General features: G+C 58.8%; 21 protein-coding genes, 2 tRNA genes and 1 rRNA gene. 4 read left to right on the top strand and 20 right to left on the bottom strand.

From position 1 onward, the window contains the following. Window positions 1-18: 18 nt before the first annotated feature. From FYJ28_RS14975 to leuC, 6 genes are all read right to left on the bottom strand, one after another. Window positions 19-1158 carry a D-alanine--D-alanine ligase family protein gene (locus FYJ28_RS14975; RefSeq protein ID WP_154579868.1) on the bottom strand — a complete coding sequence of 380 codons (1140 nt, stop codon included), beginning with the start codon at window positions 1156-1158 and terminating at the stop codon, window positions 19-21. Next, complete coding sequence (locus FYJ28_RS14970; RefSeq protein WP_055240776.1) at window positions 1155-2195, bottom strand: NAD(P)H-dependent glycerol-3-phosphate dehydrogenase; 1041 nt, start codon at window positions 2193-2195, stop codon at window positions 1155-1157. Before FYJ28_RS14970 ends, FYJ28_RS14975 begins: the two co-directional genes overlap by 4 nt. Then, window positions 2192-2950, bottom strand: a complete 759-nt coding sequence (locus tag FYJ28_RS14965; protein WP_055240775.1) for a lysophospholipid acyltransferase family protein — start codon at window positions 2948-2950, stop codon at window positions 2192-2194. Before FYJ28_RS14965 ends, FYJ28_RS14970 begins: the two co-directional genes overlap by 4 nt. Before the next feature lie 10 nt (window positions 2951-2960). After that, complete coding sequence (gene murA, locus FYJ28_RS14960; RefSeq protein WP_055242116.1) at window positions 2961-4286, bottom strand: UDP-N-acetylglucosamine 1-carboxyvinyltransferase; 1326 nt, start codon at window positions 4284-4286, stop codon at window positions 2961-2963. Window positions 4287-4507: 221 nt separating this feature from the next. After that, window positions 4508-5107 (bottom strand): 3-isopropylmalate dehydratase small subunit, encoded by a 600-nt coding sequence (leuD, locus tag FYJ28_RS14955; RefSeq protein WP_154579867.1) that lies wholly within the window; start codon window positions 5105-5107, stop codon window positions 4508-4510. Between the two features lie 9 nt (window positions 5108-5116). Then, entirely contained in the window at window positions 5117-6580 is a 1464-nt protein-coding gene (leuC, locus tag FYJ28_RS14950; RefSeq protein ID WP_154579866.1) for a 3-isopropylmalate dehydratase large subunit, read from the bottom strand. 145 nt (window positions 6581-6725) lie between these two features. Here leuC and FYJ28_RS14945 point away from each other — a divergent pair, with 145 nt between their 5' ends. Continuing rightward, on the top strand, window positions 6726-7445 hold the full coding sequence (locus tag FYJ28_RS14945) for an IclR family transcriptional regulator (protein WP_055240772.1): 720 nt from the start codon (window positions 6726-6728) through the stop codon (window positions 7443-7445). A 46-nt stretch (window positions 7446-7491) separates the two neighbouring features. Then, a complete protein-coding gene (locus tag FYJ28_RS14940) occupies window positions 7492-7914 on the top strand; it encodes a potassium channel family protein (RefSeq protein ID WP_154579865.1) in 423 nt (140 codons plus the stop codon). A 3-nt stretch (window positions 7915-7917) separates the two neighbouring features. On the opposite strand, the gene FYJ28_RS14935 is transcribed toward FYJ28_RS14940, so the two are convergent. Further along, the gene (locus tag FYJ28_RS14935) at window positions 7918-8925 is read right to left on the bottom strand and encodes a thiamine-phosphate kinase (RefSeq protein ID WP_326831754.1); all 1008 of its coding nucleotides are present in this window, start codon (window positions 8923-8925) and stop codon (window positions 7918-7920) included. An 80-nt stretch (window positions 8926-9005) separates the two neighbouring features. Here FYJ28_RS14935 and FYJ28_RS14930 point away from each other — a divergent pair, with 80 nt between their 5' ends. Beyond that, a complete protein-coding gene (locus FYJ28_RS14930; protein ID WP_154579864.1) occupies window positions 9006-9542 on the top strand; it encodes a DUF1697 domain-containing protein in 537 nt (178 codons plus the stop codon). Window positions 9543-9952: 410 nt separating this feature from the next. Here FYJ28_RS14930 and FYJ28_RS14925 read toward each other — a convergent pair whose 3' ends face one another. From FYJ28_RS14925 to rfbB, 12 genes are all read right to left on the bottom strand, one after another. Beyond that, window positions 9953-11746, bottom strand: a complete 1794-nt coding sequence (locus tag FYJ28_RS14925; protein ID WP_154579863.1) for a DUF6270 domain-containing protein — start codon at window positions 11744-11746, stop codon at window positions 9953-9955. A gap of 170 nt (window positions 11747-11916) precedes the next feature. Next, the gene (locus tag FYJ28_RS14920; protein WP_154579862.1) at window positions 11917-15399 is read right to left on the bottom strand and encodes a glycosyltransferase; all 3483 of its coding nucleotides are present in this window, start codon (window positions 15397-15399) and stop codon (window positions 11917-11919) included. A gap of 22 nt (window positions 15400-15421) precedes the next feature. Then, entirely contained in the window at window positions 15422-16858 is a 1437-nt protein-coding gene (locus FYJ28_RS14915; RefSeq protein WP_160317926.1) for an FkbM family methyltransferase, read from the bottom strand. Window positions 16859-16958: 100 nt separating this feature from the next. Further along, entirely contained in the window at window positions 16959-18812 is a 1854-nt protein-coding gene (locus FYJ28_RS14910; protein ID WP_154579861.1) for a hypothetical protein, read from the bottom strand. Between the two features lie 139 nt (window positions 18813-18951). Beyond that, window positions 18952-19024 (bottom strand) — tRNA-Glu (locus FYJ28_RS14905). Window positions 19025-19148: 124 nt separating this feature from the next. Next, window positions 19149-19220 (bottom strand) — tRNA-Gln (locus FYJ28_RS14900). A gap of 117 nt (window positions 19221-19337) precedes the next feature. Beyond that, window positions 19338-20084 (bottom strand): HAD family hydrolase, encoded by a 747-nt coding sequence (locus FYJ28_RS14895; RefSeq protein WP_154579860.1) that lies wholly within the window; start codon window positions 20082-20084, stop codon window positions 19338-19340. 7 nt (window positions 20085-20091) lie between these two features. Further along, window positions 20092-21612, bottom strand: a complete 1521-nt coding sequence (gene gltX / locus FYJ28_RS14890; RefSeq protein WP_154579859.1) for a glutamate--tRNA ligase — start codon at window positions 21610-21612, stop codon at window positions 20092-20094. Between the two features lie 34 nt (window positions 21613-21646). After that, window positions 21647-22240 (bottom strand): hypothetical protein, encoded by a 594-nt coding sequence (locus FYJ28_RS14885; RefSeq protein ID WP_154579858.1) that lies wholly within the window; start codon window positions 22238-22240, stop codon window positions 21647-21649. A 13-nt stretch (window positions 22241-22253) separates the two neighbouring features. Next, entirely contained in the window at window positions 22254-23027 is a 774-nt protein-coding gene (locus FYJ28_RS14880) for a fumarylacetoacetate hydrolase family protein (RefSeq protein WP_154579857.1), read from the bottom strand. 20 nt (window positions 23028-23047) lie between these two features. Next, window positions 23048-24508: a sugar nucleotide-binding protein gene (locus tag FYJ28_RS14875; protein WP_154579856.1), complete on the bottom strand. Its 1461-nt coding sequence runs from the start codon at window positions 24506-24508 to the stop codon at window positions 23048-23050. A 5-nt stretch (window positions 24509-24513) separates the two neighbouring features. Next, window positions 24514-25512, bottom strand: a complete 999-nt coding sequence (gene rfbB, locus FYJ28_RS14870; protein WP_154579855.1) for a dTDP-glucose 4,6-dehydratase — start codon at window positions 25510-25512, stop codon at window positions 24514-24516. Window positions 25513-25586: 74 nt separating this feature from the next. Here rfbB and rfbA point away from each other — a divergent pair, with 74 nt between their 5' ends. Beyond that, window positions 25587-26459, top strand: a complete 873-nt coding sequence (gene rfbA / locus FYJ28_RS14865) for a glucose-1-phosphate thymidylyltransferase RfbA (RefSeq protein ID WP_154579854.1) — start codon at window positions 25587-25589, stop codon at window positions 26457-26459. Between the two features lie 98 nt (window positions 26460-26557). On the opposite strand, the gene rrf is transcribed toward rfbA, so the two are convergent. After that, window positions 26558-26674: ribosomal RNA gene (rrf, locus tag FYJ28_RS14860) — 5S ribosomal RNA — on the bottom strand. Between the last annotated feature and the right edge of the window lie 170 nt (window positions 26675-26844).

Genomic DNA, 26844 nt, shown 5'->3' with positions numbered 1-26844 from the left:
CCAAGCAGCCGCGTTGCCTTAGCGCAGACCCGTGGGACGTTCGAGCGCCAGGGAAATGAGTTCGTCTATCAGCTCGGTGTACGGCAGCCCGGACTTGGCCCACATCTGCGGGTACATGCTGATCGGAGTGAACCCGGGCATGGTGTTGATCTCGTTGATGATCAGGCTGCCGTCCGGTGTGTAGAAGAAGTCCACTCGGGACAGACCTTCGGCACCCACTGCTTCAAAGGCCACGGCGGCCAGTTCGCGCACCCGGGTGGTGATGTCGTCGGGCAGGTCTGCCGGGCAGCTCAGTTCCGCAGCAGCACCGTCAACATACTTCGCCTCGAAGTCGTACCATTCGTGGCCATTGTGGGTTACGGCGATCTCGCCGGGCTGGCTGGTGCGCGGATCGTCGTGCCCGCGGCCCTGCAGCACGGCCACCTCGATTTCGCGGCCGGTAATGCCTGCTTCAATGATCACCTTGGGATCGTGCTGCCGTGCAGTTTCGACGGCGGCGCGCAGGCCCGTGGGGTCGGCCACCCGGGTAATGCCTATGGAAGAGCCGGCACGCGCCGGCTTGACGAACAGCGGGAACGCCAGCCGGGAACCACGTTCCAGGCAGGTGTCGGGATCCTGGTTCCACTGCCGGTCGGTAATAACCTCGTAGGGCCCCACAGCCAGGCCGGCGGACTCGAAGACCACCTTCATGTAGTGCTTGTCCATCCCTACTGCTGATGCCAGCACACCGGCTCCGACGTAGCGGATGTCTGCCATCTCCAGCAGCCCCTGAAGAGTGCCGTCCTCGCCGAACGGGCCGTGCAGCAGCGGCAGCACGACGTCGATTCGCCCCAGGGAGCGCGGCATCGCATCGGGTGCATGGGAGACGAGCTCCTGGGAGGCACCATCGCTGGAGATAACGACCGACTCCGGTCCGGCGGTAATTTCAGGCAGGGCTTCAGAGCGCAGGGACCACTGCTCCGGGTCCACGGAGGCAAGGGACCACTGGCCGTTGCGGGCAATGCCGATGGGAACAACGTCGTACTTGCTGTGGTCGATCGCCTCCAGCACTCCGGCTGCGGTCACGCAGCTGACCGAATGTTCGCTGGACCGTCCGCCGAAAAGAACGGCTACGCGCGGCTTGGAGCCGCCGTCGGGGGAAACGGGCTGGACGCTCATGATGCGTGTACACCTTCGGGTTTGAGTTCGCGGGCCAGCAGGCGCGGGCCCAGTTCGTCTACCGAAATGGCGCCCTGCAGCACTGCAACGACGTTCTCGGTAATGGGCATGTAGACGCCCAGCTGGGTGGCACGGTCCAGTACCGCCTGGGCGGACTTGATGCCTTCCGCTGTCTGGGCCATGGTCTCGGTTACTTCATCCAGGGTCAGCCCCTGGGCCAGGAGCCGGCCCGCGGTGTGGTTCCGCGAGAGAGAAGAGGAGCACGTGGCGATCAAGTCGCCCATACCGGAAAGCCCAAAGAGAGTCTCGGTCTTTCCGCCCAGTGCCACCGCCAGGCGGGTAGTCTCGGCCAGCCCGCGGGTCATCACTGAGGCCTTGGTGTTGTCCCCCATCTGCTTGCCTTCGCAGATGCCCACGGCCAGGGCGATCACGTTCTTGACGATTCCACCGATCTCCGTACCGATCACATCCGTGTTCGTGTACGGACGGAAGTACGGGGCTGTGCAGGCTGCAGCGATCCATCCGGCAACCCCGATGTCCGAGCACGCCACTACTGAGGCAGTTGGTTCTTCCCTCGCGATTTCCATGGCAAGGTTCGGACCGGAGAGCACGGCAATCCGTTCCTGCGGCCAGTCCAGTTCCTCGGCGATAACCGTGCTCATCCGGGCGTCAGTGCCTACTTCCAGCCCCTTCATCAGGGACAGGATGACTGCGTCTTTTGGAAAGAGGTCCTTGAATTCGCGCAGCCTCTGCCGCAGGGTCTGCGCCGGAACGGCCAGGACAACAAGCTGCGCTCCGTCGAGAACTTCTGCGGCGTCTGCGGAGGCCCGCAGGTTCGCGGGCAGGACGGTTTCCTTGAGGTACCTGGTGTTACGGCGGGACTCGTTGATTTCCTCGGCTGCCTCGGGCCGGCGGGCCCAGATGAGCACGTCCGTCTTTCGGGCTGCCCCGGAGTCCGCAGCGATCTTGGCAAACGTTGTACCCCAGCTGCCGGCTCCAAGAACGGCTACCTTTGCCGGAAGCGCTGCGGCTGTCACTTTTTCTTCTCCGTTTCCGGGTCGTAACCCCGTCCAACTGACTTCTGCCCCTTACGGGCCGGATCCCAGCGCTCGGCAGGGGCAGTTTCCCCGCGCAGCGACGCTACCAGGGACGTCAGCTCGGCCATGATCCGTTCCGTGGCCTCTTCCAGCACTGTTTTGGTGAGCGGAACTCCGCGCAGGTCAGATAGGTCCACCGGTTTGCCCACCAGGACGCGAACGCGCTTGCGGGGAAACAGGTGCAGCATCTTGCCGTATCTCGGAAGCAGGTCCTGGGCACCCCAGTGGGCCACCGGTATCACCGGCGCTCCCGTCTGGAGGGCCAGCCGTGCAGCACCGGTTCGTCCCTTCATGGGCCACAGATCAGGATCGCGGGTAAGCGTTCCCTCGGGATACACAATCAGCGCGCCGCCCGCGTCGATTACTGCCTGCGCTCCGTCCAGCGAGGCAGCCGCTCCTGCCCCGCCGCGCTGAACGGGCACCTGGTTAGTGGCGCGGAGCGCCGGGCCCAGAACAGGCACCTTAAAGAGGGAGGCCTTTGCCAGGTACCGGGGCAGCATGCCCTGGTTGTAGAAGAAGTGGCCGACTACCAGCGGATCGATCTCAGTCACGTGGTTGGGGCAGGCGATGAACCCGGTGTCCTTGGGCAGGTTCTCCATCCCTTCCCAGCGACGCCCCAGCATGAGGTTCATGGCCGGACGGACCACGGCCGCCAGGATGGTGAACGTGGTCCGTGACTTTCTCGATTCGCTCATGGGCGGAAGCTTACTTCCCGTCCGTGACGTCGAAGTCCGCACCCAGGCCCGCGAGTTTGTCCAGGAAATGTTCGTAGCCGCGGTTGATCAGTTCGACGCCGGTGACCCGGGACGTACCCTCGGCTGCGAGGGCAGCAATAAGGTGGCTGAACCCTCCACGCAGGTCCGGAATGTCCACGTCCGCTCCCTTGAGCTGTACCGGCCCGGAGATCACGGCGGAATGCAGGAAGTTGCGCTGGCCAAAGCGGCAGGGAATGCTGCCCAGGCACTCACGGTGCACCTGGATGTTAGCTCCCATCCGGATCAGGGCATCAGTAAAGCCGAAACGGTTCTCGTAGACCGTCTCGTGCACGATCGAAACGCCCTCGGCCTGGGTCAGGGCGACGACGAGGGGCTGCTGCCAGTCGGTCATGAAGCCCGGATGTACATCAGTTTCCAGGACCAGCGGATTCAGCTTGCCGCCGGGGTGGTAGAAGCGGATGCCGTCGTCGTCGACGTCGAATGCGCCGCCGATCTTGCGGTAGATATTCAGGAACGCCGTCAGGTCCTGCTGGTTGGCGCCCTCCACATAGATGTCGCCCTTGGTTACCAGGGCAGCGGAAGCCCACGAGGCGGCTTCATTGCGGTCCGGCAGCGCCCGGTGGTTATAGCCGGTGAGCTCTGGAACGCCTTCAATACGGATCACACGGTCCGTCTGGACGGTAATGATCGCGCCCATCTTCTGCAGGACAGCGATGAGGTCCAGGATTTCGGGTTCGACTGCAGCACCGCTTAGCTCTGTGATGCCTTCGGCGCGGACGGCGGTGAGCAGGACCTGCTCGGTGGCGCCGACGGAGGGGTACGGCAGCTCGAGCTTGGCACCCTTGAGGCCCTTGGGCGCGGAGATGGAAATACCGCCGGGACGCTTCTCTACCAGGGCACCAAAGTTCCGGAGCATCTGCAGGTGGTAGTCAATCGGACGGTCGCCGATCTTGCAGCCGCCCAGATCCGGGATAAAAGCCTCGCCAATACTGTGCATCAGCGGTCCGCACAGCAGGATCGGGATGCGGGAGTCACCGGCGTGGGCATCAATGTCCCGCGACGCAGCCGTTTTCGCGTTCTGCGGATCCATCAGCAGATCACCGGTAACCGGATCCTTCGTGACCTCCACGCCGTGGAGCCTCAGGAGTGACGTGACAACATCTACGTCCTTGATTTCCGGGACATTGCGCAGCAGGGAAGGAGTGTTCCCCAGCAGTGCGGCAACCATGGCTTTGGGAACCAGGTTCTTCGCCCCGCGGACCGGTACTTTGCCTGTAAGGGGTACACCACCACGGATGGTTAGAACGCTGCCCATGAACACCTGTTTCTTTCGTTTTATATTGCCCCCGAGGCCATAAGAGACTGCATCCCAAGCATAGGAGCAAGGCTGCCTATCCGGAAATAACGCGGCCGCCGCCTGCACCCTGCAGAGGACGTGTCTCTCCCGTGCATCGGAGAAAACTAATGGGCCCTCCCTTACGGGAAGGCCCATCAATCCTACTGCCCCGGACGGGTCCGGGCGAAACCGGGCTGAGCCTAGGTCCGCGCCGGAAGCGTAGTGGGCTTGAAGTCAGGCCGGCGCGCTTCGAAAGCTGTGATGTCTTCCTCATGCCGCAGGGTCAGCCCAATGTCGTCCAGGCCTTCAAGCAGGCGCCAGCGGGTGTAGTCGTCAATCTGGAACGGGGCCGTCACCGTGCCGCAAATCACGGTACGGGCTTGCAGATCGACGGTGACTTCAGTGCCCGGGGATTCTTCGAGCACTTTCCAGATGAGCTCGATGTCGTCCTGGGCAACCTGGGCTGCCACCAGGCCCTGCTTGCCGGAGTTGCCGCGGAAGATGTCTGCGAACCGGGAAGAGAGCACAGCTCGGAAGCCGTAGTCCTTCAGCGCCCAGACAGCATGCTCGCGGGAAGACCCGGTACCGAAGTCCGGTCCTGCCACCAGCACGGAACCGGCGTTGAACGGCTCCTGGTTCAGGATGAACTCGGGGTTCTTGCGCCAGCCGGCGAACAGGGCATCTTCGAAACCGGTGCGGGTGATGCGCTTGAGGTACACGGCGGGGATGATCTGGTCCGTGTCCACGTTGCTCTGCCGCAGTGGAACGCCGATTCCGGTATGGGTGGTGATCTTTTCCATGATTATCTCCTAGACGGCAGCGGTAGCGGTGGATCCGGCGGCTGCACCGGGCAGTGGGTCAAGGTCCGACGGCGAGCTCAGGGTGCCGCGCACAGCGGTGGCTGCTGCCACTACCGGGGACACCAGGTGCGTGCGTCCGCCCTTTCCCTGCCGGCCTTCAAAGTTGCGGTTGGAGGTCGAGGCGCAGCGCTCCCCCGGTTCCAGCTGGTCCGGGTTCATGCCCAGGCACATCGAGCAGCCCGCAAAGCGCCATTCCGCTCCGAACTCCTTGAAGACCCGGTCCAGGCCCTCGGCTTCGGCTTCCAGGCGGACCCTGGCGGAGCCCGGCACCACCATCATCCGCACGTTGGGGTCCTTCTGCCGGCCGCGGATGATGTCCGCCGCGATCCGCAGGTCCTCGATGCGGCTGTTGGTGCAGGAGCCCAGGAACACGGTGTCCACCCGGATGTCCTTCATGGGCGTGCCGGCGACGAGGTCCATGTACTCCAGTGCGCGTTCAGCGGCTGCCTTGGCGTTCTCATCACCGAAGTCCTCCGGCGAGGGAACGGATTCAGAGAGGGAAACACCCTGGCCGGGGTTGGTGCCCCAGGTGACAAAGGGCTCAAGTTCGTTGGCGTCGAGGAATACCTCTTCGTCGAACACGGCGTCCTCGTCGGTCACCAGGGACTTCCAGTGCTCGACGGCGGCATCCCAGTCCGCGCCCTGCGGCGCGTGCGGCTTGTCCTTGAGGTACGCGAACGTCGTCTCGTCAGGAGCAACCATGCCCGCGCGCGCACCGGCTTCAATGGACATGTTGCAGATGGTCATGCGTGCTTCCATGGACAGCGAGCGGATCGCCGATCCGCGGTACTCAAGGACGTACCCCTGGCCGCCGCCGGTGCCGATCTTGGCGATGACGGCCAGAATGATGTCCTTGGACGTTACGCCCGGTTTCAGCGTGCCCTCAACGTTGATTGCCATGGTCTTGAACGGCTTCAGTGACAACGTCTGGGTCGCCATCACATGCTCCACCTCGGAGGTGCCGATGCCCATGGCCAGTGCGCCGAAGGCGCCATGGGTGGAGGTGTGGGAGTCGCCGCAGACAACGGTCAGCCCCGGCTGGGTGAGCCCGAGCTGGGGACCAACCACGTGAACGATGCCCTGTTCAGCGTCGCCCAGCGGGTGCAGCCGGACCCCAAACTCGGCGCAGTTGGCGCGCAGCGTCTCGATCTGTGTACGGCTGACCGGGTCCGCGATGGGCTTGTCGATCGCCAGGGTGGGAGTGTTGTGATCCTCCGTGGCAATGGTCAGGTCCGGCCTGCGCAGCTTGCGTCCGGCAAGCCGCAGCCCCTCGAACGCCTGCGGAGAGGTGACCTCGTGAACCAGGTGGAGGTCTATGTAGAGCAGATCGGGCGCACCGTCGGTGCCCTTGGAAACTACGTGCTCGTCCCACACCTTCTCCGCGAGCGTCCTGCCCGCTGTGTGTTCTGCCATTGCCATCTGCTCCTCGCCCGGCGCAGTTTCCGGCGCTGGTGCCGGCTCCTGCGGAATTCTGATGTTTTTAAGACAACCAGCATTGGCCGCAGCCCCGCCAGTTTTTCGGCTTGCATCTCAGATAATGAGACGGCAATATCATTCTATGGACAATTCAAGCGGCGTGGGAGTCATCGACAAAGCGGCAATGGTGCTGGATGCACTGGAAGCCGGCCCCACTACCCTGGCCCAGCTGGTGGCTGCCACCGGGCTGGCCCGGCCCACGGTGCACCGGCTGGCCCTGGCCCTGATGCACCACAGGCTGGTGGGACGGGATATTCAGGGGCGGTTCGTCCTGGGCAGCCGGCTGGTGGAGCTGGCGTCTGCTGCCGGAGAGGACCGCCTCATCGCCTCCGCCGGCCCGGTGCTGCTGGCCCTGCGGGATGCTACCGGCGAAAGTTCGCAGGTTTTCCGGCGCCAGGGAGAGTGGCGGGTGTGCGTTGCCTCCGCTGAGCGGCCGATAGGCCTGCGGGACACCATTCCGGTTGGAACCCAGCTGTCCATGAAGGCCGGTTCCGCAGCCCAGGTACTTCTGGCCTGGGAAGACCACGACCGGTTGCTCGAAGGCCTGCAGAATGCCCGGTTTACACCCACTGTGCTTGCCGGTGTCCGGCGGCGTGGCTGGGCCCAGAGCCTGGGTGAGCGTGAACCGGGCGTAGCGTCAGTCTCGGCACCGGTCCGCGGCCCCTCGGGCCGTGTGATTGCAGCCGTGTCCATCTCCGGACCAATCGAACGGCTGACGCGCCAGCCCGGACGCATCCACGCTGAGGTGGTTTCCAAAGCTGCCCAGCAGCTCACCGAAGCACTGCGAACCAATACCGACTGAGCCGCCGTCGGCCTATCGTGGGAAGCCCGGGCTCAAAGGAGCGGGCATGAAACGGTTGCGCGTCCTCTGGAACATCATCCGCGTCACTGGCGCTGACGTCATTTTCTACGGCTTCCTCGCTGTCTACGCTTGCGCAGCCCTGCTGCTGCCGCTGTTCGAACCCGCAATCCCCCGTGTTGGCGACGCGTTCTGGTACCTGTTCGTTTCGTTCACCACCATCGGCTTCGGGGATTTTGTGGCTGTGAGCGTTGTGGGACGGCTGATCACCGTGGTGGTCTCCCTCTACGGCATCCTGGTCGTGGCCTTGGCCACCGGCGTGATCGTCGGGTTCTACAACGCCCTGCTGTGTACTCGGGCGAAAGAGAGCCTTCGGGAGTTCGTCAGCGAGCTGGAGCGCCTGCCGGACCTGAGCCGTGAGCAGCTGGTAGCGCTTGCCCGCAAAGTGCGGGAACGGCATCTGCTGGAGTAAGTCTCAGCCGGCGAAGTGATCCCAGCCTGCGGCGGAGGGCGGCTCTCCGCCAATTGTGACCATCCCCTGCTCTTCCAGCCTTGGCAGCACCGTACCCACACGCCGGAATCCCCGGGGAAACGCCCGTTCCGGAGCGAATGCTGCCAGGAGCCCGTGGTCCTCTCCCCCGCCCAGTACCCATTGCAGAGGGTCAGTACCCAGTTTCGCCGCTATGTCCGCGAGCGGAGCACCTTCCTGCTTCAGCACATCCGGATCCAGGTCAACGCGAACCCCGGAGGCGTCGCACAAGCGCCCGGCGTCGCGGACCAGCCCGTCGGAAATGTCCATCATGGCGTGGGCACCCGCTTTGGCTGCGGCCGGCCCTGCAGCCAACGGCGGGCAGGGACGGGACTGCGCTGCGGTGAGAGCCCGCTCCCATCCGCTCAGCTCTGCGTACACCAAGGAGCTTTCCAACAGCGCCAAGCCCGCTGCGGCTTCCCCCAGAACACCGCACACAGCCAGGACATCCCCTGGCTGGGCACCCCACCGGAGCACAGGATCCCGGCCCTGCAGGTCACCGGTAACCGCAGCTGTAACCACCAGCTGGTTGCCCCGGCCAAGGTCGCCGCCTGCCACGGAACATTGCTCGGCGCCGAGCGCCCGCAGGGCAGCGGAAAGGCCGTCGGCCAGGTCCTCGACCCAGCTCACCGGTGTATCTGCCGGCAGGGTCAGGCTGACCACCAATGACGTGGGCACGGCGCCCATTGCGTTGATGTCGGAAAGATTCTGCGCGGCGCACTTCCAGCCGACGTCGTAGCCCGTGGTGCTGTAGCCGCCCGGCCACTGCAGCCGGAAGTCCTGATCCTGAACCAGGGTGTCTATGGAAATCACAGTCCGTCCGTCAGGAGCTGCCAGCACCGCTGCGTCGTCCCCGGGGCCAAGCGGCATCCGGGCGCCGCCCAAGCGGGGAAAGATTCGTGAAAGCAATTCCCCTTCGCCGAGTTCCGCTACTTGTTGAGGGTGCTTTGCCACGAACCTGTTTCCTTTGCCCTGTTAGTGCCCGGAATTCAATTATGCTGCACGGCGGCTGCGGGCCGGAGTACCCTCGGCGCATGAACGTTTTACCAACCAGGTATGCAGTGCTGCTGCGGGGTGTCAACGTGGGCGGAGTAACGATGAAAATGGCAGACCTTCGGGCCACCTTGGAGCAGACAGGACTGCGCGACGTAAGGACTTTGCTAGCGAGCGGGAATGCCGTCGTAACTGCAGCCAAGGAGCCGACAGAGGTCAAAGGCATGGTGGAAACGGTGCTGCGGCGTGAATTCGGCTACGACGCCTGGGTCATTGTGCTGACCATGGACCGCCTCGCCGAGCTCTCGGCCGCTGTGCCTTATCCCGCAGACGACCCCCGCGTGCACGCTTACGTGACGTTCTGCACCGATCCGGACATCTTGGAAGAGCTGTTTGCCCTAGGGGCTGCCGCCGGGCAGCAGCAAGTCCGCCTAGGCTCCGAGGCAGTCGCATGGACCGCTCTCAAAGGTGCCACGCTGGAATCTGAACTATCCCGTGCCACCGCAAAGCCACGCTACAAATCCACCACAACTACACGCAATTTAAGGACCCTGGACAAAATAGTTGCTGCGGGATAATGCCCGCGCAAAGGAAAAGGACCCGGACATTTCTGTCCGGGACCTTACCTAAGACGCAGAATCTATCAGTCAACAAATAACCAAGACAAGAATACTCACTGCATTCGCCTACCGAACGGCCACGCACCGACATCGCCGCGAAGGGGCGGGAAGGGAGATCCCGTCCATTTGACACTCTCCAGCCCGATTTCGAGACACCACGCCTAGAGACAGCGGGTCTTGGCACACACGATTTTGACGCAACGTCACACAATCACCCACAAACCACCAATGCGAGACTTCAAAAGCAGGGTTCAGACCTTATTCTACGCGGTCACCGCGATATTGGCCCTCGAACAACAGGAACTCAAATCGCGACTGGAACTGATGAATCACGAAGCTCATGCTCGGCATCACCGGAAAACAAAGAGCTACAATACTCTCAGCGCACTGCGAGTCTGCTTATAAAAGTCCGCTACATAATGAAACGGGGACGTACCCCATTTATGGCCCGAATCTCCAACGATATGCTCTTTCTCATAAGAAATGAATCTAATCCCATCAAATGTACCAGCTATATCGTAAAGCCGATCGAGAATTCTATTATTTAAGTCGACTAGTCGCGCCTCTTCCAAAGGATTGCCACGATCATCGGCTTCCGCCCAGTAAGCTCGACTCACGCAGATTTTCGTCGGATCCACGATTTCGAGCAGCGCCTCGAATCCTCTTTCGAATAAAGCGAAATAATCTTCCGACCCCGCAGTCACAACGCTATCCTGCTGAGGAGCAAAGCCACATCTCTGCACTTCTGGAGAGTAGGTAATATAAGTCCCATTTACCCGAACAAGGGGTAATCTCTCATCAATAAAGTCTAGCAGGAGTAGATCGAAGGCCTCTTCTTTTAACCGGTTGGTAAGCGACTTCTCGAGATCGTACTTCACCATCCGGCGCTGGAAAGAACTCGGATTTCGCATAATGTCGATACTCGGAATACTACCAGGTGGGCGAGAAAATGCGCTCCCCATTGCGGAGCGCGAAACGTAATCCGCCAGTTCCAGTCCATCAAAATCACCGAAGGCATCACGAGAAACGCAGCTTCCATAAACGAAGACCCGAGATTTACGGCTACTTTCGTGACCTACCGTAATATCATCGGTCCTCACGGTAAGACTACCCAACGGATGCCCGAACCCGTCATGAAAGTCCACTTTGACCGCATCGAATTCGACCCAATCGAAAACACGAACTATCTCCCCTGATCTGCCACTGACCGCTACTCGTGCTCCGCCCTTAAGAAGTGAAACCGTTAGGGTGACGCCACCAAAACCCTCGACCATATTTGTCAAAGAAATTTTCACGGTTTGTTTAGCCGCATCTGTTTCAGCCGTAACTGACGCTGGCAAGCATTTGCCCCAAGATTCGCGAAGGTCCAGGGGAAGCCGACTGAACTCGGAAGGAAGGGTGCCGGTGGCGATCAGCTCATTATAAATGACGCGAACACTGCGGTGAGGGTTGAGCATTTCTTTGAGAACAGTCAGAATAATTTCTTTGTTAGGCACGGCATGACCTTCACCAAAGGCAGACACTACTACTGCTTGATTCTGGGCATTGGAATATAGGCCGTTACCTCTATAGATCAGACCAGAGTTTTCAAGAAACGGGCCAAGATGCGATCTGACATGCCAGTCATTATAATTCTGAAGATAGAGCAGCCTATGGCCGCGAAACCTGTCATTCTTCGAAGAAATACCAATCTCTGTCAACTTCGCTTCATTGACGAATGCGTCAGAGTGGAACTCAAAACCCGGCACGGCTACCGCAAAATAACTGCGAACAGATTCCGGAGCATAATGGCTGATGGATGTCTGAGGGTTCCATACAAAGGTAGAGGCCGCCTTCCCAAGCCTGTCCCCATAATACATAGCAGCGAATCCTCCACCGGACCCCCCTGCAAGAAGAAGGTGAGTCCCGACATTCCTAGTGAACGTGCTCAGGAGTTGGTAAATGGAATCTTGGACATCACCTCCTTCATAGCCCGCGTACCAGGCGAGCCCGAGCTCATCAGAGAGATTGAGGGTTGGGTCCGAAACCGCCATGTAAGGGACACCCAGTTGGCTTCCAAGGTTGGCCCCGGAAAAATAGGGCGGAAATGTTCCCTCCCGGTGTGTTAAAGCCCCGGAAAAGAACACAGGCAATGTGTGTCCAGCTAACACATTCGCACCCATGTTGGTACTCAGATATATGTCCAGGACATTGGCGTCACTGAGAATTATCGAATGGATCCCAGCCGACCACTCTGTGCTTTCCGCAAAGCTCTGCAGCGAAGACCACTTATGCGTGAGTGAACCCCACCGATCGTAGTTCCGTGCCACCATTTGCCGGCGGACTCCGGAAGTCACCTTACTGGCCCTTCTGGATTGAAATCGTTAATGAGCCTGATCTCAGCACCAATCGTCCGGTCGAATCCGGACTGTCGTCGAACCCGCTCTGCCGCTTGTCTAGACATCCTCATAAACTTCTCAGGGTCGTCCCAGAGGCCCATAATTCCAATGGCCATAGCTTCAGCATCTTCTCCGGGTGCCAATATACCTGACGACTCATCCACGAACTCCGGGATTGCAGTGACAGCGTTGGTTACAGGCACCAGACCTGACGACATAGCTTCGTCTCGGGAGACTCCCTGTGAGTCCATGCGAGTAGGAGTCAGGAATATGCCGTGTTCCTTGTGTACCGACGCAATTGAATCTTGGCTGAGAAAGCCTCGCTCGATACTCACGTTACCTAGTTCCTTCAGAGGTGCAAGCACGGATTCGAACAGAGGTCCGTCACCAATAATCGTGAACTCGGCCATCTCAAACAATGGATGTTCGCGAAGTATTCTAATTGCCTCCACGGTAAGATCGTTCGCATATTTCCTCGAAGCGAACGGCCGAATGCTGAGAAGCCTAAACCGCAAGTCCTTATCTTTTGGATGATAGTCGAATATATCCGTATCAATAACATTATGGATGACCGAGTACGCTCTCTCAGGCAGAACTATACCTATGTCTTCCATGACCTCGGCGGCGAAGTACTCCGAGACAAAAACAAAGTGGAGATGCGGATGCAAGGAGGAGAAAACGGTACGCCAAAATAGCATACGACGCGCACTTATGACCTGGGCCTCAGCCCGTTGCTCATCATTCTCGTAGTTGAAGTCTCTCCGATGCCAGGGCTGGATCTCCGCTCCGTGGACCCACACTATAACGGGTACTTGCGGAATCTTAGCCTGCAGCACTTTCCACATCGACTCATCCAGAAAATGCACAAGAATCACAGCAAATTCGTTGCATGCTATCGCGGCAGCTAGGTCGCTATCGTCACCAACAATAACGTCTACGCCTTCGAACTCGTAACTCGTGCGAGTCCCTCGAGAATTGAGACAAAAGATAACGGGCTCAATGCCGGCGGCTTGGTAGCTGCGGACCCTGCTATGGACGAACCCGTTTCGGTAAAGGTCGTCATGGGACGGATAGACGTTTGTCAGAACAAGATGACGGCCCAAGACTTTAACGGGCGTTGCTCGTTGGGCGGGGTCCATTCGTTCAAAGGAGAAGCCATGGATCTCCATAGATCCACTTCCTTGAACCCTGAGGCCTAGGTGCACCTTACGAGCAGTAGGAGGAACCTCTATTTCGTTGTTGATATTGACCGGAAGAATTTTACTACCAATGCGAGTACCGTTCTCGTCCAAAAACAAAACGACAACGGAACTCATTGCACCTACGCCAACAAGGGCGTTAATAGTCAGACGTGCATCAGCTGCGCTAAATCGTTCGATCTCAAGCGGCCGTTTTGCGTATAGGTATGCATGCTTGTCGGAGTCCATCGAAGACTGGATCATAACCCCGTTTGCGGAGTGCTTCAACGAAACAGACTCCGTAACTTCACGACATGGGAATTCAGCAAGGAGTTCTTCAGCGACGATACCAACCGAAACATCCAGAACACGCCCATGAACGGGAACATTCTCTGCGGCCTGCAGCAGTGAATCGATGCTGATTCCGACACTAATGTTTTTGTCCCATGACGAGGTATCAAAGAGTTGCTGCCCTGGCTCGGCATAGTCGAAGGACGGCACCGCCAAGATCGATCCCGCCACGATCCGCTGGCGGCTCAACTCCTCGATATCGACTATTACGTGTCCGAATTCGTCGGTGCGTAGTACGCTCGAAATAAGGTGTGAAGACGAAATGTCTGTGAATGCCTTTTTGAGACCTAATGGGTCAGCTCGATCACTACCATCCCGCGATACACAAGAAACACCAAGCTGCATTAGGTATAGAGCGTCCGCAAGATAATTCGGTCCGTAGCTCCCATCAGGCGTCCAGAATGCGGTAAAGTCTGTTTTGCTTATCTCATCGATGGAAAGCTCCGCCGCCCCCACGCTTATATAACGGATATGCTTGGATTTGCGGCACGACCTGAGATCGGTATCGGCGGGAGTCAATACCACCAATTCTTTTCTTTCCCAGACTTGATCGTCAAACTGACTAATGAGGCGTTTCACTTCGGTTACGCTGCTGGCCAAACCGATTACGGTGACGTCCCCCAGATCCCTTTGTGGGCCATCTGGCCAGACCTTGCGCGCCATGTATTCTAGACGCGAAGTGGTCGTGTGCTCGGTCAATACTTTACGAAGGGCGAGATGACGCACGTATGCCGCAAAGGGGTTTTCACGAACGCTTCCGGTCTCTCCGACTAGACGCTGAACACCTTTTTCAATAGTCCCTGAATTATCAGAGGAGATAACGAGGTCGCCGAACATCAGTCGCAGTCCTCGCGAATAGTTGCTAACAACGTGAGTATTACAAAGCATAAGATCGAACACACGACGAGCGAACATGGTCTGTGACTCTTTGACAGAGTTTAAGTTGATACCGAAATCGTAGCCCTTATAAGACCTGTCAATATCTGCGTATGGCAAACCGCCCTTGATCATTGCACGGTACTTTTCTGGATAGCTAAACGCAGGGTCATCGCTTCCGAAGTTCCGGTCAAATATTGCAACGTCGCCCAGAGAGGCGACTCCGCTCATGATCGAGTCGAAATCTCGCTGACGTTCAGGATAACGAGCATAGTATGCTCCCGCGAAGCTGGCTGCCGGAAGTCTCTTCTCTACCTGTACCGGAGAGTGAAGCAAAGGTTCGCAGAAAAAGGGCATGAGGTAGACATGCTCATGATTGAGCATGGATTTGTATCTTTCTACTGAGTCCAGGTCAGTGGTGAAAACGTAATCAAAGAGCGAAGCGGTTGATATGAACGAACCGTAATGAACGGGGTCTTCCTTGTTCCAGAAAACTGTTGGCAACCCAGCATTCTTGAACCATTCGATCAGAGAGAGAAGATCTGGTGACACGCGGTGAACCTTGTCGGTCCATTGCCCCAGGTTGCCCTTCCACGCAGATTCGACCAAGAGAACGTCAGGTTTGAACCGCTCAAGCTCGCTTTCCCAGTCAGCGAGGGAGAACCGCAACAGTTCACAGGCTTTACCAAAAGCGGTCCCGCTGAACTCGTCCATGATTCCTGCCACCCGCAGGCTGCTTACATTCTTGTTAGGAGACTTGCCGAACTTTGACAACGAAAGAATGGGCTTGTGATCCGCGTTTCCAGCCGACTTGCGCAAGGCGGCTAGGGTCCCCATGAATGCCCTGGATTCTTCACGCAACATCTGGTTTTCTACTCGAAGTAGCGCCAGGTCAGCATCGTGCACTGCTTCTTGTGACCCGATAATTTGAGCCGCTGTGTCGAGCTTCCCCTGAAGATCATGCAACTCAGCAAGGAGAACTGCGTTCCGTTCCGAGGCCGCCAGCTCCGCTCCAACCTGCTCAATAGTCATGTCTTTACTTTTGTTATCCAAGTCATTCTCCCCCGAGCGCTAGCCGTTTCTTTATATTCCGTAAGACATTACGAGGGACAAGCAACCATCTATAGAGCGGCGCTTGCGCCTTCTTGTTGGCATCAGCACGCAACTTCACATTCTCTGCCCGCTGATGCTCAAGAGCCCTCGACATGTCCAACAGTTGCTTATTGAGGCGTCTGTTTTGACGCCCAAATTCGCCCCTCGACACCGTCAACGTCCGCATCTGCTCGGTGAACTGCTTTTCATTCTGGGCCGCGGCTTCGACAGCTGATTTCATGAGACGGTTTTCCGATTGAAGGTTTTTTACGATTTCAGCAGCATTCTGTATTGGCTGTCCGATTTCATTTAGAAAACTTTTCATCAAGTTATCTAGGTCGCCGCTTGTAGCGGACATCTCCAGATTCCGCCAATCCGTCATTCTTTGACTTCTTGTCGAAAGATCTTGTTCAAATCGCTGTGCACGGCATGCAACCTCATTGAATCTTTCAGTGAGTTTCTTGAACGCAGTGCGCTCAGACCCAAGAGTTGCCTCCAAGTTATGCAGACGCCGTTCCAGTGCTGCTGCGTTTCCCTCCGAGGCACGAGCATTCGTGGTCTCTGAGCCTGCAGGCGTCTCTCCTTCGTCAATCTGCTTCATGATTCGCGCATAAGTCTCAGTTGAGAGCCTTTCTGCGTAACGACCGACCTGGCGAAGCGTTGCCTCCTGCGAACGCTGTAACACTTGTTGATTAGCCGCTGAAAGTCCAAGAAAGCGAATGGCCCGCCGCACCTGTTCGGTTGTTCGCATGGGTAGAAAAACGTAGGTGGGGGTGGCATTGTACTGTCCGACAATTGAGTACCCGAGAGGCGCTAGAAAATCATCAATCTCATTGAGTGCTTGGTCCGTCATGGCTTCGATAACTATGGCCGGCATATCATTTTCGATAATTTCACGTGCGCCCAGCAAGACCTGATAATCCATGCCCTCTGCGTCGATCTTTATCAAATCTACGGTTTCTGAAATTAGAGTGTCCAGTTGTGTAACCTGGATATCGCCGTTCTCGCCTACTCGGAGTGTCGTTCCTCCATAATTTGCCGCATCGAACATCTCTATTTCCGCTCGACCTTCAGAGGCACCCAGGGCTAACTGGTGAACAGCAACACTATTTAACAAGCCGTTATTGGCGACATTGCGCCTAAGAATATCTGCTATAATTGGAATGGGCTCGACGGCAATTACTTTGCAGCGAAGCACACCAGCGAAGTAGACTGTGTGGTTTCCAATGTTCGCTCCTACATCGACTACGACATCCTCAGCACCAACCAATCTCCGCAGCGCCTTGAGCAACTCGCTCTCGTAGAAGCTACCAGTCGATAAAAGGTGCTTACCGATATGGTCCCCTGCCGAGGGTACGCTCAGACAATATGAAATCGATTCTTCCGTCACGATTGCCACTGGTAAATAGTCAGGCACGGCTGACGTTATTGGCGCGTCCAATTTGGCCCCCAAGTACGCTTAGAGAAAGTCAAGCTCGGCGCCATGACACAACTGTGCGTCATAGGGCTTCGCCGGACTGTGATTCGTTTTTCTCAAATTCTACTGGACGTACAGCGTCCCAGACCGCCAATATACGGGAAGCTAGTTGGTAGCCAATACTTGGAGTCCGCATGCTCTCGTCTAAGCGTTGCTCCAATCCCGACGGAATCAGGTCTCGTGTACTCTGATCCATTCGCCTAAGCTGCCCAAGCGCCGTTTTGGCCTCTCTCGCTACGTATTCCGTCAGCGCTGGCCAGGCCATACGCTGGTTGCGGCCGGCACGTCTGCTTTGAATCTTTGAAGCAGCCGCCTGCTGGGCCGCCTCCCACTCTCCGGTTGATTCATCCGTTACCGCTCTGCGATACTCCGTTCGGTGCGCATGGAAGGGATCGTCAACACCGTCGAAACGAAAAGATAAAAGTTTCGGGTCGAGACCCTTAAGAACGTCATAAATCACCCGATTGCTCGCACGTTCTGTGTAGTCCAAAGACCGAGAAGCCGCTAATAGATCAGCGGATAGTAACGGATACCACGTCAGCCTGTCGTGATAGAAGGTAAATCCACGAAGCCCACAATGGGACCGATTCCGGTTGAACATATAGTGGTCTTCTATTTTTTCATGTATAGACTTCGAAGGATATGACTCAAGCTCGTCTGTAAGTGCAGTCACCAATCTATTTAACTGTTCGACGGTGTATCTTCCACTGACCGCTATGGACGATATGAAAGTCTTGACGAATTCCTCAGAGCTTTGTCCCTTCTCAAGGTACCTGTCCACTACAGTGGTCCAGAACGAGCGATAAATTTCCCCATTCGCCCCGCCAACCTGAATGCTGCTCCGATTCTTCCCCTGGTTGCTCCAGGCCCCTGCCGCCATGCGATGGTACTCGCCAAAAAAATAACTTCGCCAGAATCGTAGATTATCCTCCAGGGTTAGTGGATACTGTTCCACTGTATCGCCATCAAAGTATGACGCCCCATAAGCGCTCACTATCCCGGCTGCAATTTCAACGTCTTCGGAATTGGGAACACGAGCAGTGTTCACGCGGGCTTTTTGGTCCCATCCAGGAACGCGGGTTATAGCGCCAAAGGCAAGTCGGCTATCCTTGCCACCCGATAAGTCAACAACGGCTGTCTGAAACAATGTAGTCTCTGCAATGCCCTTGGCATTGTAAACTATTTTCCTAACGCCTGCCTCTATAAGATCCTTATAGGACTTTCCCATTGGGTTCATAGCCCATGAAAAAAGCGGTTTCTCGGGGTAAGAGATTGTGGCATCTCTTATTTCCACGTCGACGGATACGGGCACCAGTCGGACACCGTCTATCAGCGTACAACTAAGTGCAGATTGTTGCGTAAAGAAGCCATGCTCGCTGAAGAAACTTCCCACCACAGCGGCGGCGTTTGGCCGGATATCTATGGAGAATGCCGCCATCACGATTTTGTGTAGATGCAGCCTGTTGCTCGCGATAGCTAGGCCCGGGTGTTGTGAGGCGAAGCTGTGTCCATAACCGAACAGATCAGTTTTGACTAGGGACAGGCCCGGCCTGACATCGAATGTCGTATAGGAACCAGTTTCGGGATCAAGTTCCTCCAGCGACTCTCTTGAGATTCCGTCCCAAGGAACTACGATTCGGCCCTCTTGCATGCCGATTCCAGACATACCAAAGATTCCGATGTTGTCACGGTTCACACCCTGACCGGACGCCGCCACAAAGACCGTACGGCCGGTGGTCTTGTCACCTACAACCTGACAATGAAATCCGTATCTCTCTAGACTGCTAAGCGACCGGTGGGGATCTGGCTCTTCATTGCCTAAGGATATGACCGCAAAATCAACATACGGAGCGGGCAATTTGAAAAAATCGGTCAAGAGACAACTCCTGGTTCAAAGCATGTAATACATTCACCGTACAGAGTGTCATGATACAGAGTACCGAGTCGTAAACATATTCGTTGTATTTAAGACATGCAAAAGGGTCCTAAACGTTTCCGTCTAGGACCCTTCCCTGTGACCCCAGCGGGATTCGAACCCGCGTTATCGCCGTGAGAGGGCGACGTACTAGGCCGCTATACGATGGGGCCGTGTACAGTACTCGGATATGTATTGCCTCCGGTACTTCCTTGTCGATTCAATGAATCAACTCGAAAAGTATTTCATACTCTTCTGCTTCATATCAACTTCGCATTCCGCGTAGGCTGATTAGCGCTGGGATACCAGGACTCGAACCTAGAATGACGGTACCAGAAACCGTTGTGTTGCCAATTACACCATATCCCAATGTGCTCATCCGGGCCGTTCCAGAAGGTTCAACTTCCGGCTTCAACCCCCCAGCACGAGTTATTACTATACACGGGTTCCGGCCAGCGTGCAAAACGGCCGCGGTCCCTTCTCCGCCTAGCCAGGCGCAGGCGAGGACTGACCCACCATTGCCGGCACAGCAGCAAGGCTCCCGGATACCGGTAGGTCCGGGTGCGCGGCGCGAAGCTCCGCACACCCGCTGCGCTCCACCCACAACGCCTGCAGACCGGCAGCCAAGGCCCCACGTCCGTCCACTACGGGGTTATCGCCCACATAGAGCGTCCGCGCCGGATCGGTACCGAGCAGCCGCACGCCTTCCAGGAAGATCGCAGGATCCGGCTTGGCAGCGCCAACTGCGTCAATGCCCACCAGGATCTGAATGCGTTCCAGCCCGGCAGCGTCGAGCTTGGCGCGCTGGTAGTCATGGACGTTGTTGCTGACAGCGCCGTAGGGAATCCCGAGGGCGTCCAGCTGGTCCAGGACGGGCACAACGTCGTCGAACGGTTTGAAGTGCCACGGGAGCACGTCGTCGTAGGCTGCGTTCCACGCTTCCTCGGCGTCGCCGTCGAACGCCGGCAGACCGTGGGCCTGCTGGGCGTGGGCTACCCGGAGCAGCCGCTGGCGGGTGAAGCTGAGTTCACCGGCAAGATAGCGGTCGTAGTAGCCCTGCGGGTCCGCTGTGTAGAGGCGCTGGTAGGCAGCCCAGTCCTCTTCGGTGAAGTGCGCCAGATCCCGTGCGCTGATTTCGCGCAGCGTGTTGCCCATGGCGGTGCGGAGGTCCACGAGGGTCTCGTCGATATCAAAGAGCACCCCCGTGGGCCTGCCGCTCCGCAGTTCACTCATGGATTGCTTACGCCTCCGCGGCGCGGAAGGAGCGGATACGTGCCAGGGAGGACTCGCGGCCCAGGATCACCATGGATTCGAAGAGCGGCGGCGAGATCCGGCGCCCGGAGACAGCGGTACGGACCGGGCCGAAGGCATGGCGCGGCTTGATGCCCATGTCCTCGACCAGGGCCTGGCGCAGGGCGTCCTGGATGTTCTCAGCTGTCCACTCCTGAACCGGCTCGAGGGCGGTCAAAGTGGCGTCCAGCACCTCGGTGAGGTTGGCGGGCAGACCCTTGCGGGCGTCGTCGGCAACGTCAATGGCGTCGTCGGCCTTGAACAGGAAGCCCAGCATATCCGGAGCTTCGCCCAGCAGGGTGATGCGCTCCTGAACCAGGGGCGCTGCCTCGGTGAGAATCTCTTCTTCGCGTTCAGTCAGCTCCTCCCCTACCAGGCCGGCATGCTGCAGGTACGGAACCAGGCGGTTACGGAAGTCGGCAGGCTCCAGCATCCGGACGTGGGTGCCGTTGATGGCCTCAGCCTTCTTGATATCGAATCGTGCCGGGTTGGAGAGCACATCGTGGATGTCGAAGTTCTCCACGAGCTGGTCCACCGTGAAAATGTCCTCATCGGCGGAGAGCGACCAGCCGAGCAGGGACAGGTAGTTCAGCAGGCCCTCGGGGATGAACCCGCGTTCGCGGTGCAGGAACAGGCTCGATTCCGGATCGCGCTTGGAGAGCTTCTTGTTCCCCGCGCCCATAACGTACGGGAGGTGGCCAAAGAGCGGCATGTACTGGGCCACTCCGACGTCGATCAGCGCGCGGTAGAGCGCGATCTGGCGCGGTGTGGAGGAGAGGAGGTCTTCGCCGCGGAGCACGTGGGTGATGCCCATGAGGGCGTCGTCCACCGGGTTTACCAGGGTGTAAAGCGGGGCGCCGTTTGCGCGCACCACAACGAAGTCCGGAACAGTACCGGCCTTGAACGTGATTTCGCCGCGGACCAGGTCGTTGAACGTGATGTCTTCATCCGGCATGCGCACGCGCAGCACCGGCTCACGGCCTTCTGCCTTGAACGCCGCGATCTGCTCTTCGGTCAGGTTCCGGTCGTAATTGTCGTAGCCAAGCTTGATGTCGCGGCCGGCAGCACGGTGACGGGCTTCGATTTCCTCCGGCGTGGAGTAGGACTCGTACAGGTGCCCGGCGTCCTTGAGCTTGGAAATGACGTCCTGGTAGATCTCGCCGCGCTGGGACTGGCGGTACGGCTCGTGCGGGCCGCCCACGTTGACACCTTCATCCCAGGTGATTCCAAGCCAGTCGAGCGCGTCAAGAAGCTGCAGGAAGCTCTCTTCGCTGTCCCGTGCCGAGTCGGTGTCTTCGATGCGGAAGATCATCTTGCCGCCGGTGTGCTTGGCGTAGGCCCAGTTGAAAAGGGCCGTACGGATCAGGCCGACATGGGGCGTGCCGGTGGGAGACGGGCAGAAACGGACCCGCACCGGAGTGTTGTCGTCGACGGTGGGCAGATCAGCGAAGGAAGTGGGCTCAGTAGTCATGATTAACCCAGTTTAGTCGCTGCCGCCAAACCCCTTACGCTGGCAGGCCCTGCAGCAGCGTAAACAGTCCGCCGCCCACCACGGCGCCCGCCGCGGCTGACCCCAGTACCAGCTGCCAGCCGGTGCGCAGCTGCGGAACCAGCAAAAGACACAGCAGGAGCGCGGCAGCCACCGGCAGGGCGAACCCACCAGTCAGGGCAGACAGTAAAACCGGAATAACGACGACGGCGGCTCCCGTGCTCACGGACGGCCAGTCCAGCTTCACCGCCCGGGCCAGAACCAGCACGACCGCATACGACGCAAGCATCGCGAAGACCGCCGCCGCCAGGACCCGCGGACCGTCCAGCCAAAGAATCAGCCGCAGCAGGATGAAGCACAGAGCTCCTGCACCCAGAATCACCGGTGTCACAGGCGCCCGTGCAATGGAGGAACGCAGGTCTCCCCTGCTGTCGAGGGTACGGACGAGCACCCAGGGAAAGACGAGCAGCAGCAAAACAGTCCCGGCGCCCCAGGCCCAGGCCGCCGGCGTCGTAATTCCGCTGCTGAAGGCGGCCAGGACAAAGGTACCGCCCCACAGCACACCCGGCAGGAAATCCGCGACGCGCAGTTTTTGCGTTCCCCCCGCCAATGCCTTCTGCTTCCTAGCCGCGGGCGATGTTAGCCAGCGTACCGATGCCCTCAACCTGGACTTCGATCCGCTGCCCGTCGGTGATCTGTCCGACGCCGGCCGGGGTCCCGGTGAGGATGATGTCACCGGGAAGGAGGGTAAACGCCTGCGAAACGTAGGAGACAAGTTCCTTCACTCCCCAGATCATCTCTGAGGTGTTGCCGTCCTGGACCAGGTCGCCGTCCAGATACGCACGGATCGCGAGGCTGTCCGTGTCCAGATCGGTTTCGATCCAGGGGCCGACGGGGCAGGACGTGTCGAAACCCTTGGCGCGGGCCCACTGGTTATCCGTGCGCTGCGCGTCCCGTGCCGTGAGGTCGTTGGCGCAGGTATACCCGAAGACAACTTCGTCCACGCGCTCCAGCGGAACGTCCTTGCAGATCCGTCCGATAACCACGGCGAGCTCGGCTTCATAGGAGACTTCCTCGGAGAAGGACGGCAGCACAATTGGGTCATTCGGACCGATCACAGACGTGTTCGGCTTGAAGAACATCAGCGGGGCAGGAGGAACTTCCCCTCCCATTTCAGCGGCATGGTCGGCGTAGTTCTTGCCGATGCCCACGACCTTGCTGCGCGGGATGATCGGAGCCAGGACACGCACGTCCTCCAGCTTGTGCCGCTCCCCCGTGAGCTGGACGCCGGAAAAGAACGGGTCGCCCTTGATCACGGCGATTTCTTCATGGCCTTCTTCACCGTCGACGACGCCGAAGGCAGGGTCACTGTCCTGGATAAACCGAGCAATACGCATGGACTCAAGCCTAGTCGAGGTTATCCGTTCGTATGCACTCCTTCAGCGGACCCTTCCCGGATGTCCTCCACGGATCCGGGATTGAGATAGGCGGCCAGTGCCGCTTTCATCTGCCGCGGAGTGAAGCCCGTGTCCTTGATTTTCTGCAGGTCCAGCACACTGTTTAGCGGGCGGGGTGCGGCATCAGGATTCGAGGCGAAGTATTCCTCAGTGCTCACCCCGGTCACGGCCAGCGGGTCAGAGCCGGTGAGGGCAAAGACCTGTGCGGCGATGTCCGCCCAGGAGACGGGATCACCATCGTTGGTGATGTTGTACGTTCCGTAGGGAGCTGCGGACTCTGTCAGGTGGCGGATTGCTGCTGCGATTTCCTGGGTGAAGGTCAGACGGCCGATCTGGTCGTTTACCACGCTGGGCTTCACGCCGCGGCCGGCAAGGGATGCCATCGTGCAGACAAAGTTGCTGCCCTCGCCGATCACCCAGGAAGTGCGCAGGATGTAGTGCTGCGGGACGGTGGAGACAGCGGTGTCGCCGGCGGCCTTCGACTGTCCGTAGACGCCGAGCGGGGAGAACGGCTCATCCTCCGTGTGGACGGTTTCGATTCCGTCGAACACATAGTCGCTGGAGATATGCACCAGCGTGATCCGGTTCTGTGCGGCGATGCGGGCCAGCCGGGCAACTGCGGCGGCATTGACGTTCCAGGCGGCCCGCCGTCCCTCCGCGGTCTCAGCTGTGTCCACGGCCGTGTAGGCAGCGGCGTTGATAATGGTCCGGTAGTTCTTCCAGCTCCGGTTCCAGGAGTCCGGGTTGCCGAGGTCGAACCCGCTGCGGCCCGCGAACTCGGCTGACGGATCGCCGTCGTATTCTGCCCGCAGGGCTTTGCCCAACTGTCCGTCTGCGCCGATGACCAGTGTCTTCTTCGGTGCCATTGGTGCAACGTCCGCCAGGCGGGGGTGGGCCTTGTCCTTGGCCGAGAGTTCGGCCTGTTCCAGGGGGATGGGCCAGGGAATGGCAACCGTCTCGTCGGCGAGGTTCAGGAACGTGTACTGGTCCTGCGCGCCGGCACTCCAGTGGTCATTCACCAGGTAGGTGTAGGCGGTGTTGTCTTCCAGCGTCTGGAAGGCGTTGCCCACTCCACGCGGAATGAAGATGGCCTGGCTCGGATCCAGCTCAGCGGTAAAGACTGCTCCGAAGCTGGGACCTTCACGCAGGTCCACCCATGCACCGAAAATGCGTCCGGTGGCCACCGAGATGTATTTGTCCCATGGCTCGGCGTGGATGCCGCGGGTTGTTCCGGCTTTTTCGTTGAAGGAGATGTTGTTCTGGGCCGGGCCGAAGTCCGGGAGACCCAGGGCCAGCATCTTTTCCCGCTGCCAGTTTTCCTTGAACCAGCCGCGGTTGTCGCCGTGGACGGGAAGGTCGTAAAGCACGACGCCGGGAATGGGGGTTTCGCGGGCGGTGAGCGCCTTGGAGAATTCAACCATCGTCGTTACTGGCCCTGGACCTTGTATTTGGCTTCGGTCTCGGCCTTCTGCGGCCGCCACCAGGCTTCGTTCTCCCGGTACCAGGCGATCGTGGCCTCGAGGCCCTGCTCGAAGTTTGAGAACTGCGGTTCCCAGCCCAGTTCGGTACGCAGCCGGGTGGAATCGATGGCGTAGCGCAGGTCGTGGCCCGGCCGGTCAATGACCTGGTCATAGGCGTCGGCTGACTGACCCATGTGCTTCAGGATCAGTTCGATGACTTCCTTGTTGTTCTTTTCCCCGTCGGCGCCGATCAGGTAGGTCTGCCCAATTTCGCCCTTCTCGATGATGGTCAGGACGGCCGAGGAATGGTCGTTGGCGTGGATCCAGTCACGGACGTTTTCCCCGGCACCGTAGAGCTTGGGCCGAATGCCGTCGATCACGTTGGTGATCTGCCGCGGGATGAACTTCTCCACGTGCTGGTACGGCCCGTAGTTGTTCGAGCAGTTGCTAATGGTCGCCTGAAGCCCGAAGGAACGGACCCAGGCGCGCACCAGCAGGTCCGAGCCTGCCTTGGTGGAGGAGTACGGGCTGGATGGGTTGTACGGGGTGGACTCGGTGAACCGCTGCGGGTCATCGAGTTCCAGGTCTCCGTAGACCTCGTCCGTGGAGATGTGGTGGAAGCGCGTGCCGTGCCGGCGGGCCGCTTCAATCAGCGTGTACGTGCCGATGATGTTGGTGTCCAGGAACGGGCGCGGATCATGGAGCGAGTTGTCGTTGTGGGACTCTGCCGCGTAGTGGACGACGACGTCGGCGTCCGCCACCAAAGTATCCACCAGCTCAGCGTCGCAGATATCTCCTTGGACCAACTGGAACCGTTCCGCGGGGAGGCCATTCAGGGAAGCTTTGTTGCCTGCATACGTGAGCTTGTCCAGTACCGTGATCGTGGCGTCGGAATAAGCCGCAGCATAGTGCACGAAATTTGAGCCAATAAAGCCGGCACCGCCGGTAACGAGGAATCTGCGCATGAGCGTGTACAGTACCGGAATACTCCCGTAAGTTCACGGGTTAGTGTCGAGTTCTCGGCGGAAAGGATGTGCACATGCGTGGAATTATTCTGGCCGGGGGAACCGGCTCCCGGCTCCACCCCATCACGCTGGGAGTTAGTAAACAGCTGGTACCTGTTTACGACAAGCCTATGATCTATTACCCGCTGTCGACACTAATCCTGGCCGGGATCAGGGATATCCTGATCATTACCACGCCCCACGATGCGGAACAATTCCAACGGTTGCTGGGCGACGGTTCCCGATTTGGCGTAAGCATTAGCTATAAACAGCAACCATCTCCGGACGGCCTTGCTCAGGCGTTTATTTTGGGGGCCGACCACATAGGAAACGAAGCCGTTGCACTGGTGCTTGGCGACAATATCTTTTACGGCGCGGGGATGGGCAGCCAGCTACGCCGGTTCACGGACATCGATGGCGGGGCCATCTTTGGCTACTGGGTGGCCGATCCCAGTGCGTACGGTGTTGTGGAGTTTGACGCCGAGGGCACTGCCATCTCCCTTGAGGAAAAGCCGGAGCAGCCCAAGAGCCACTATGCAGTACCGGGTCTCTATTTTTACGACAACGACGTCGTCGACATAGCCCGGAACCTCCACCCCTCGCCGCGTGGCGAATTGGAGATCACAGACGTCAATAAGGCCTATATGGACAAGGGCAAACTCCAGGTATCGATTCTGCCGCGCGGCACAGCTTGGCTGGATACCGGAACGTTCGACTCACTCAACGAGGCCTCGGAGTTCATCCGAACTGTGCAGAAACGCCAGGGGCTTTCGATTGGTTGCCCGGAGGAGATCTCCTGGCGGCTGGGCAACATCACTGACGGCGAGCTCGAAGCTCTTGCCCTTCCCCTCGTGAAAGGCGGATACGGCAGCTACCTACTCGGCCTCCTCGAAGCTGAGAAGGGCTAGTCCGAAGAACTGCCAGATGTCTCCAGATAGATTTACTTATGGCTTGTTAAAGTGTTTCAGGCCCTCGCAGCGTTGCGGGGCCTGAAACATTAATGGTTGTCCGGCGGTGACCTACTCTCCCACACCCTCCCGGGTGCAGTACCATCGGCGCTGCGGGTCTTAGCTTCCGGGTTCGGAATGGGACCGGGCGTTTCCCCCGCGCAATGACCGCCGTAACCCTTCCAACCCGAACCCCCGTCTGCCGGCCGTGACCGTGTAGGGGTGGGTAAAATTGTGGGGTACGTGGTACCGGACGCCACCGGTCCCCTGGTATGAGGGTGGTGGCGTGTATTCAATTGTGGTGTTCCCTGACTCAACAACGACGCGGGTTGTTGGTTGGGAACCA

The sequence above is a fragment of the Arthrobacter sp. BL-252-APC-1A genome (assembly GCF_009696625.1).
Lineage (GTDB): Bacteria > Actinomycetota > Actinomycetes > Actinomycetales > Micrococcaceae > Arthrobacter_B.
The sequence above is the reverse complement of the archived record's forward strand: the minus strand, read 5'-3'. Positions and strand labels throughout refer to the sequence as shown.

Bases quoted from the DNA above. Each gene is read 5' to 3' on its own strand.
- FYJ28_RS14975 (WP_154579868.1), bottom strand. From the start codon at position 1,158: ATGAGCGTCCAGCCCGTTTCCCCCGACGGCGGCTCCAAGCCGCGCGTA.
- FYJ28_RS14945 (WP_055240772.1), top strand. From the start codon at position 6,726: ATGGACAATTCAAGCGGCGTGGGAGTCATCGACAAAGCGGCAATGGTG.
- FYJ28_RS14875 (WP_154579856.1), bottom strand. From the start codon at position 24,508: ATGGTTGAATTCTCCAAGGCGCTCACCGCCCGCGAAACCCCCATTCCC.
- rfbA (WP_154579854.1), top strand. From the start codon at position 25,587: ATGCGTGGAATTATTCTGGCCGGGGGAACCGGCTCCCGGCTCCACCCC.
- leuD (WP_154579867.1), bottom strand. From the start codon at position 5,107: ATGGAAAAGATCACCACCCATACCGGAATCGGCGTTCCACTGCGGCAG.
- leuC (WP_154579866.1), bottom strand. From the start codon at position 6,580: ATGGCAGAACACACAGCGGGCAGGACGCTCGCGGAGAAGGTGTGGGAC.
- FYJ28_RS14965 (WP_055240775.1), bottom strand. From the start codon at position 2,950: ATGAGCGAATCGAGAAAGTCACGGACCACGTTCACCATCCTGGCGGCC.
- FYJ28_RS14930 (WP_154579864.1), top strand. From the start codon at position 9,006: ATGAACGTTTTACCAACCAGGTATGCAGTGCTGCTGCGGGGTGTCAAC.
- FYJ28_RS14920 (WP_154579862.1), bottom strand. From the start codon at position 15,399: ATGACTATTGAGCAGGTTGGAGCGGAGCTGGCGGCCTCGGAACGGAAC.
- murA (WP_055242116.1), bottom strand. From the start codon at position 4,286: ATGGGCAGCGTTCTAACCATCCGTGGTGGTGTACCCCTTACAGGCAAA.
- rfbB (WP_154579855.1), bottom strand. From the start codon at position 25,512: ATGCGCAGATTCCTCGTTACCGGCGGTGCCGGCTTTATTGGCTCAAAT.
- gltX (WP_154579859.1), bottom strand. From the start codon at position 21,612: ATGACTACTGAGCCCACTTCCTTCGCTGATCTGCCCACCGTCGACGAC.
- FYJ28_RS14940 (WP_154579865.1), top strand. From the start codon at position 7,492: ATGAAACGGTTGCGCGTCCTCTGGAACATCATCCGCGTCACTGGCGCT.
- FYJ28_RS14880 (WP_154579857.1), bottom strand. From the start codon at position 23,027: ATGCGTATTGCTCGGTTTATCCAGGACAGTGACCCTGCCTTCGGCGTC.
- FYJ28_RS14925 (WP_154579863.1), bottom strand. From the start codon at position 11,746: ATGGGTGCGAATGTGTTAGCTGGACACACATTGCCTGTGTTCTTTTCC.
- FYJ28_RS14895 (WP_154579860.1), bottom strand. From the start codon at position 20,084: ATGAGTGAACTGCGGAGCGGCAGGCCCACGGGGGTGCTCTTTGATATC.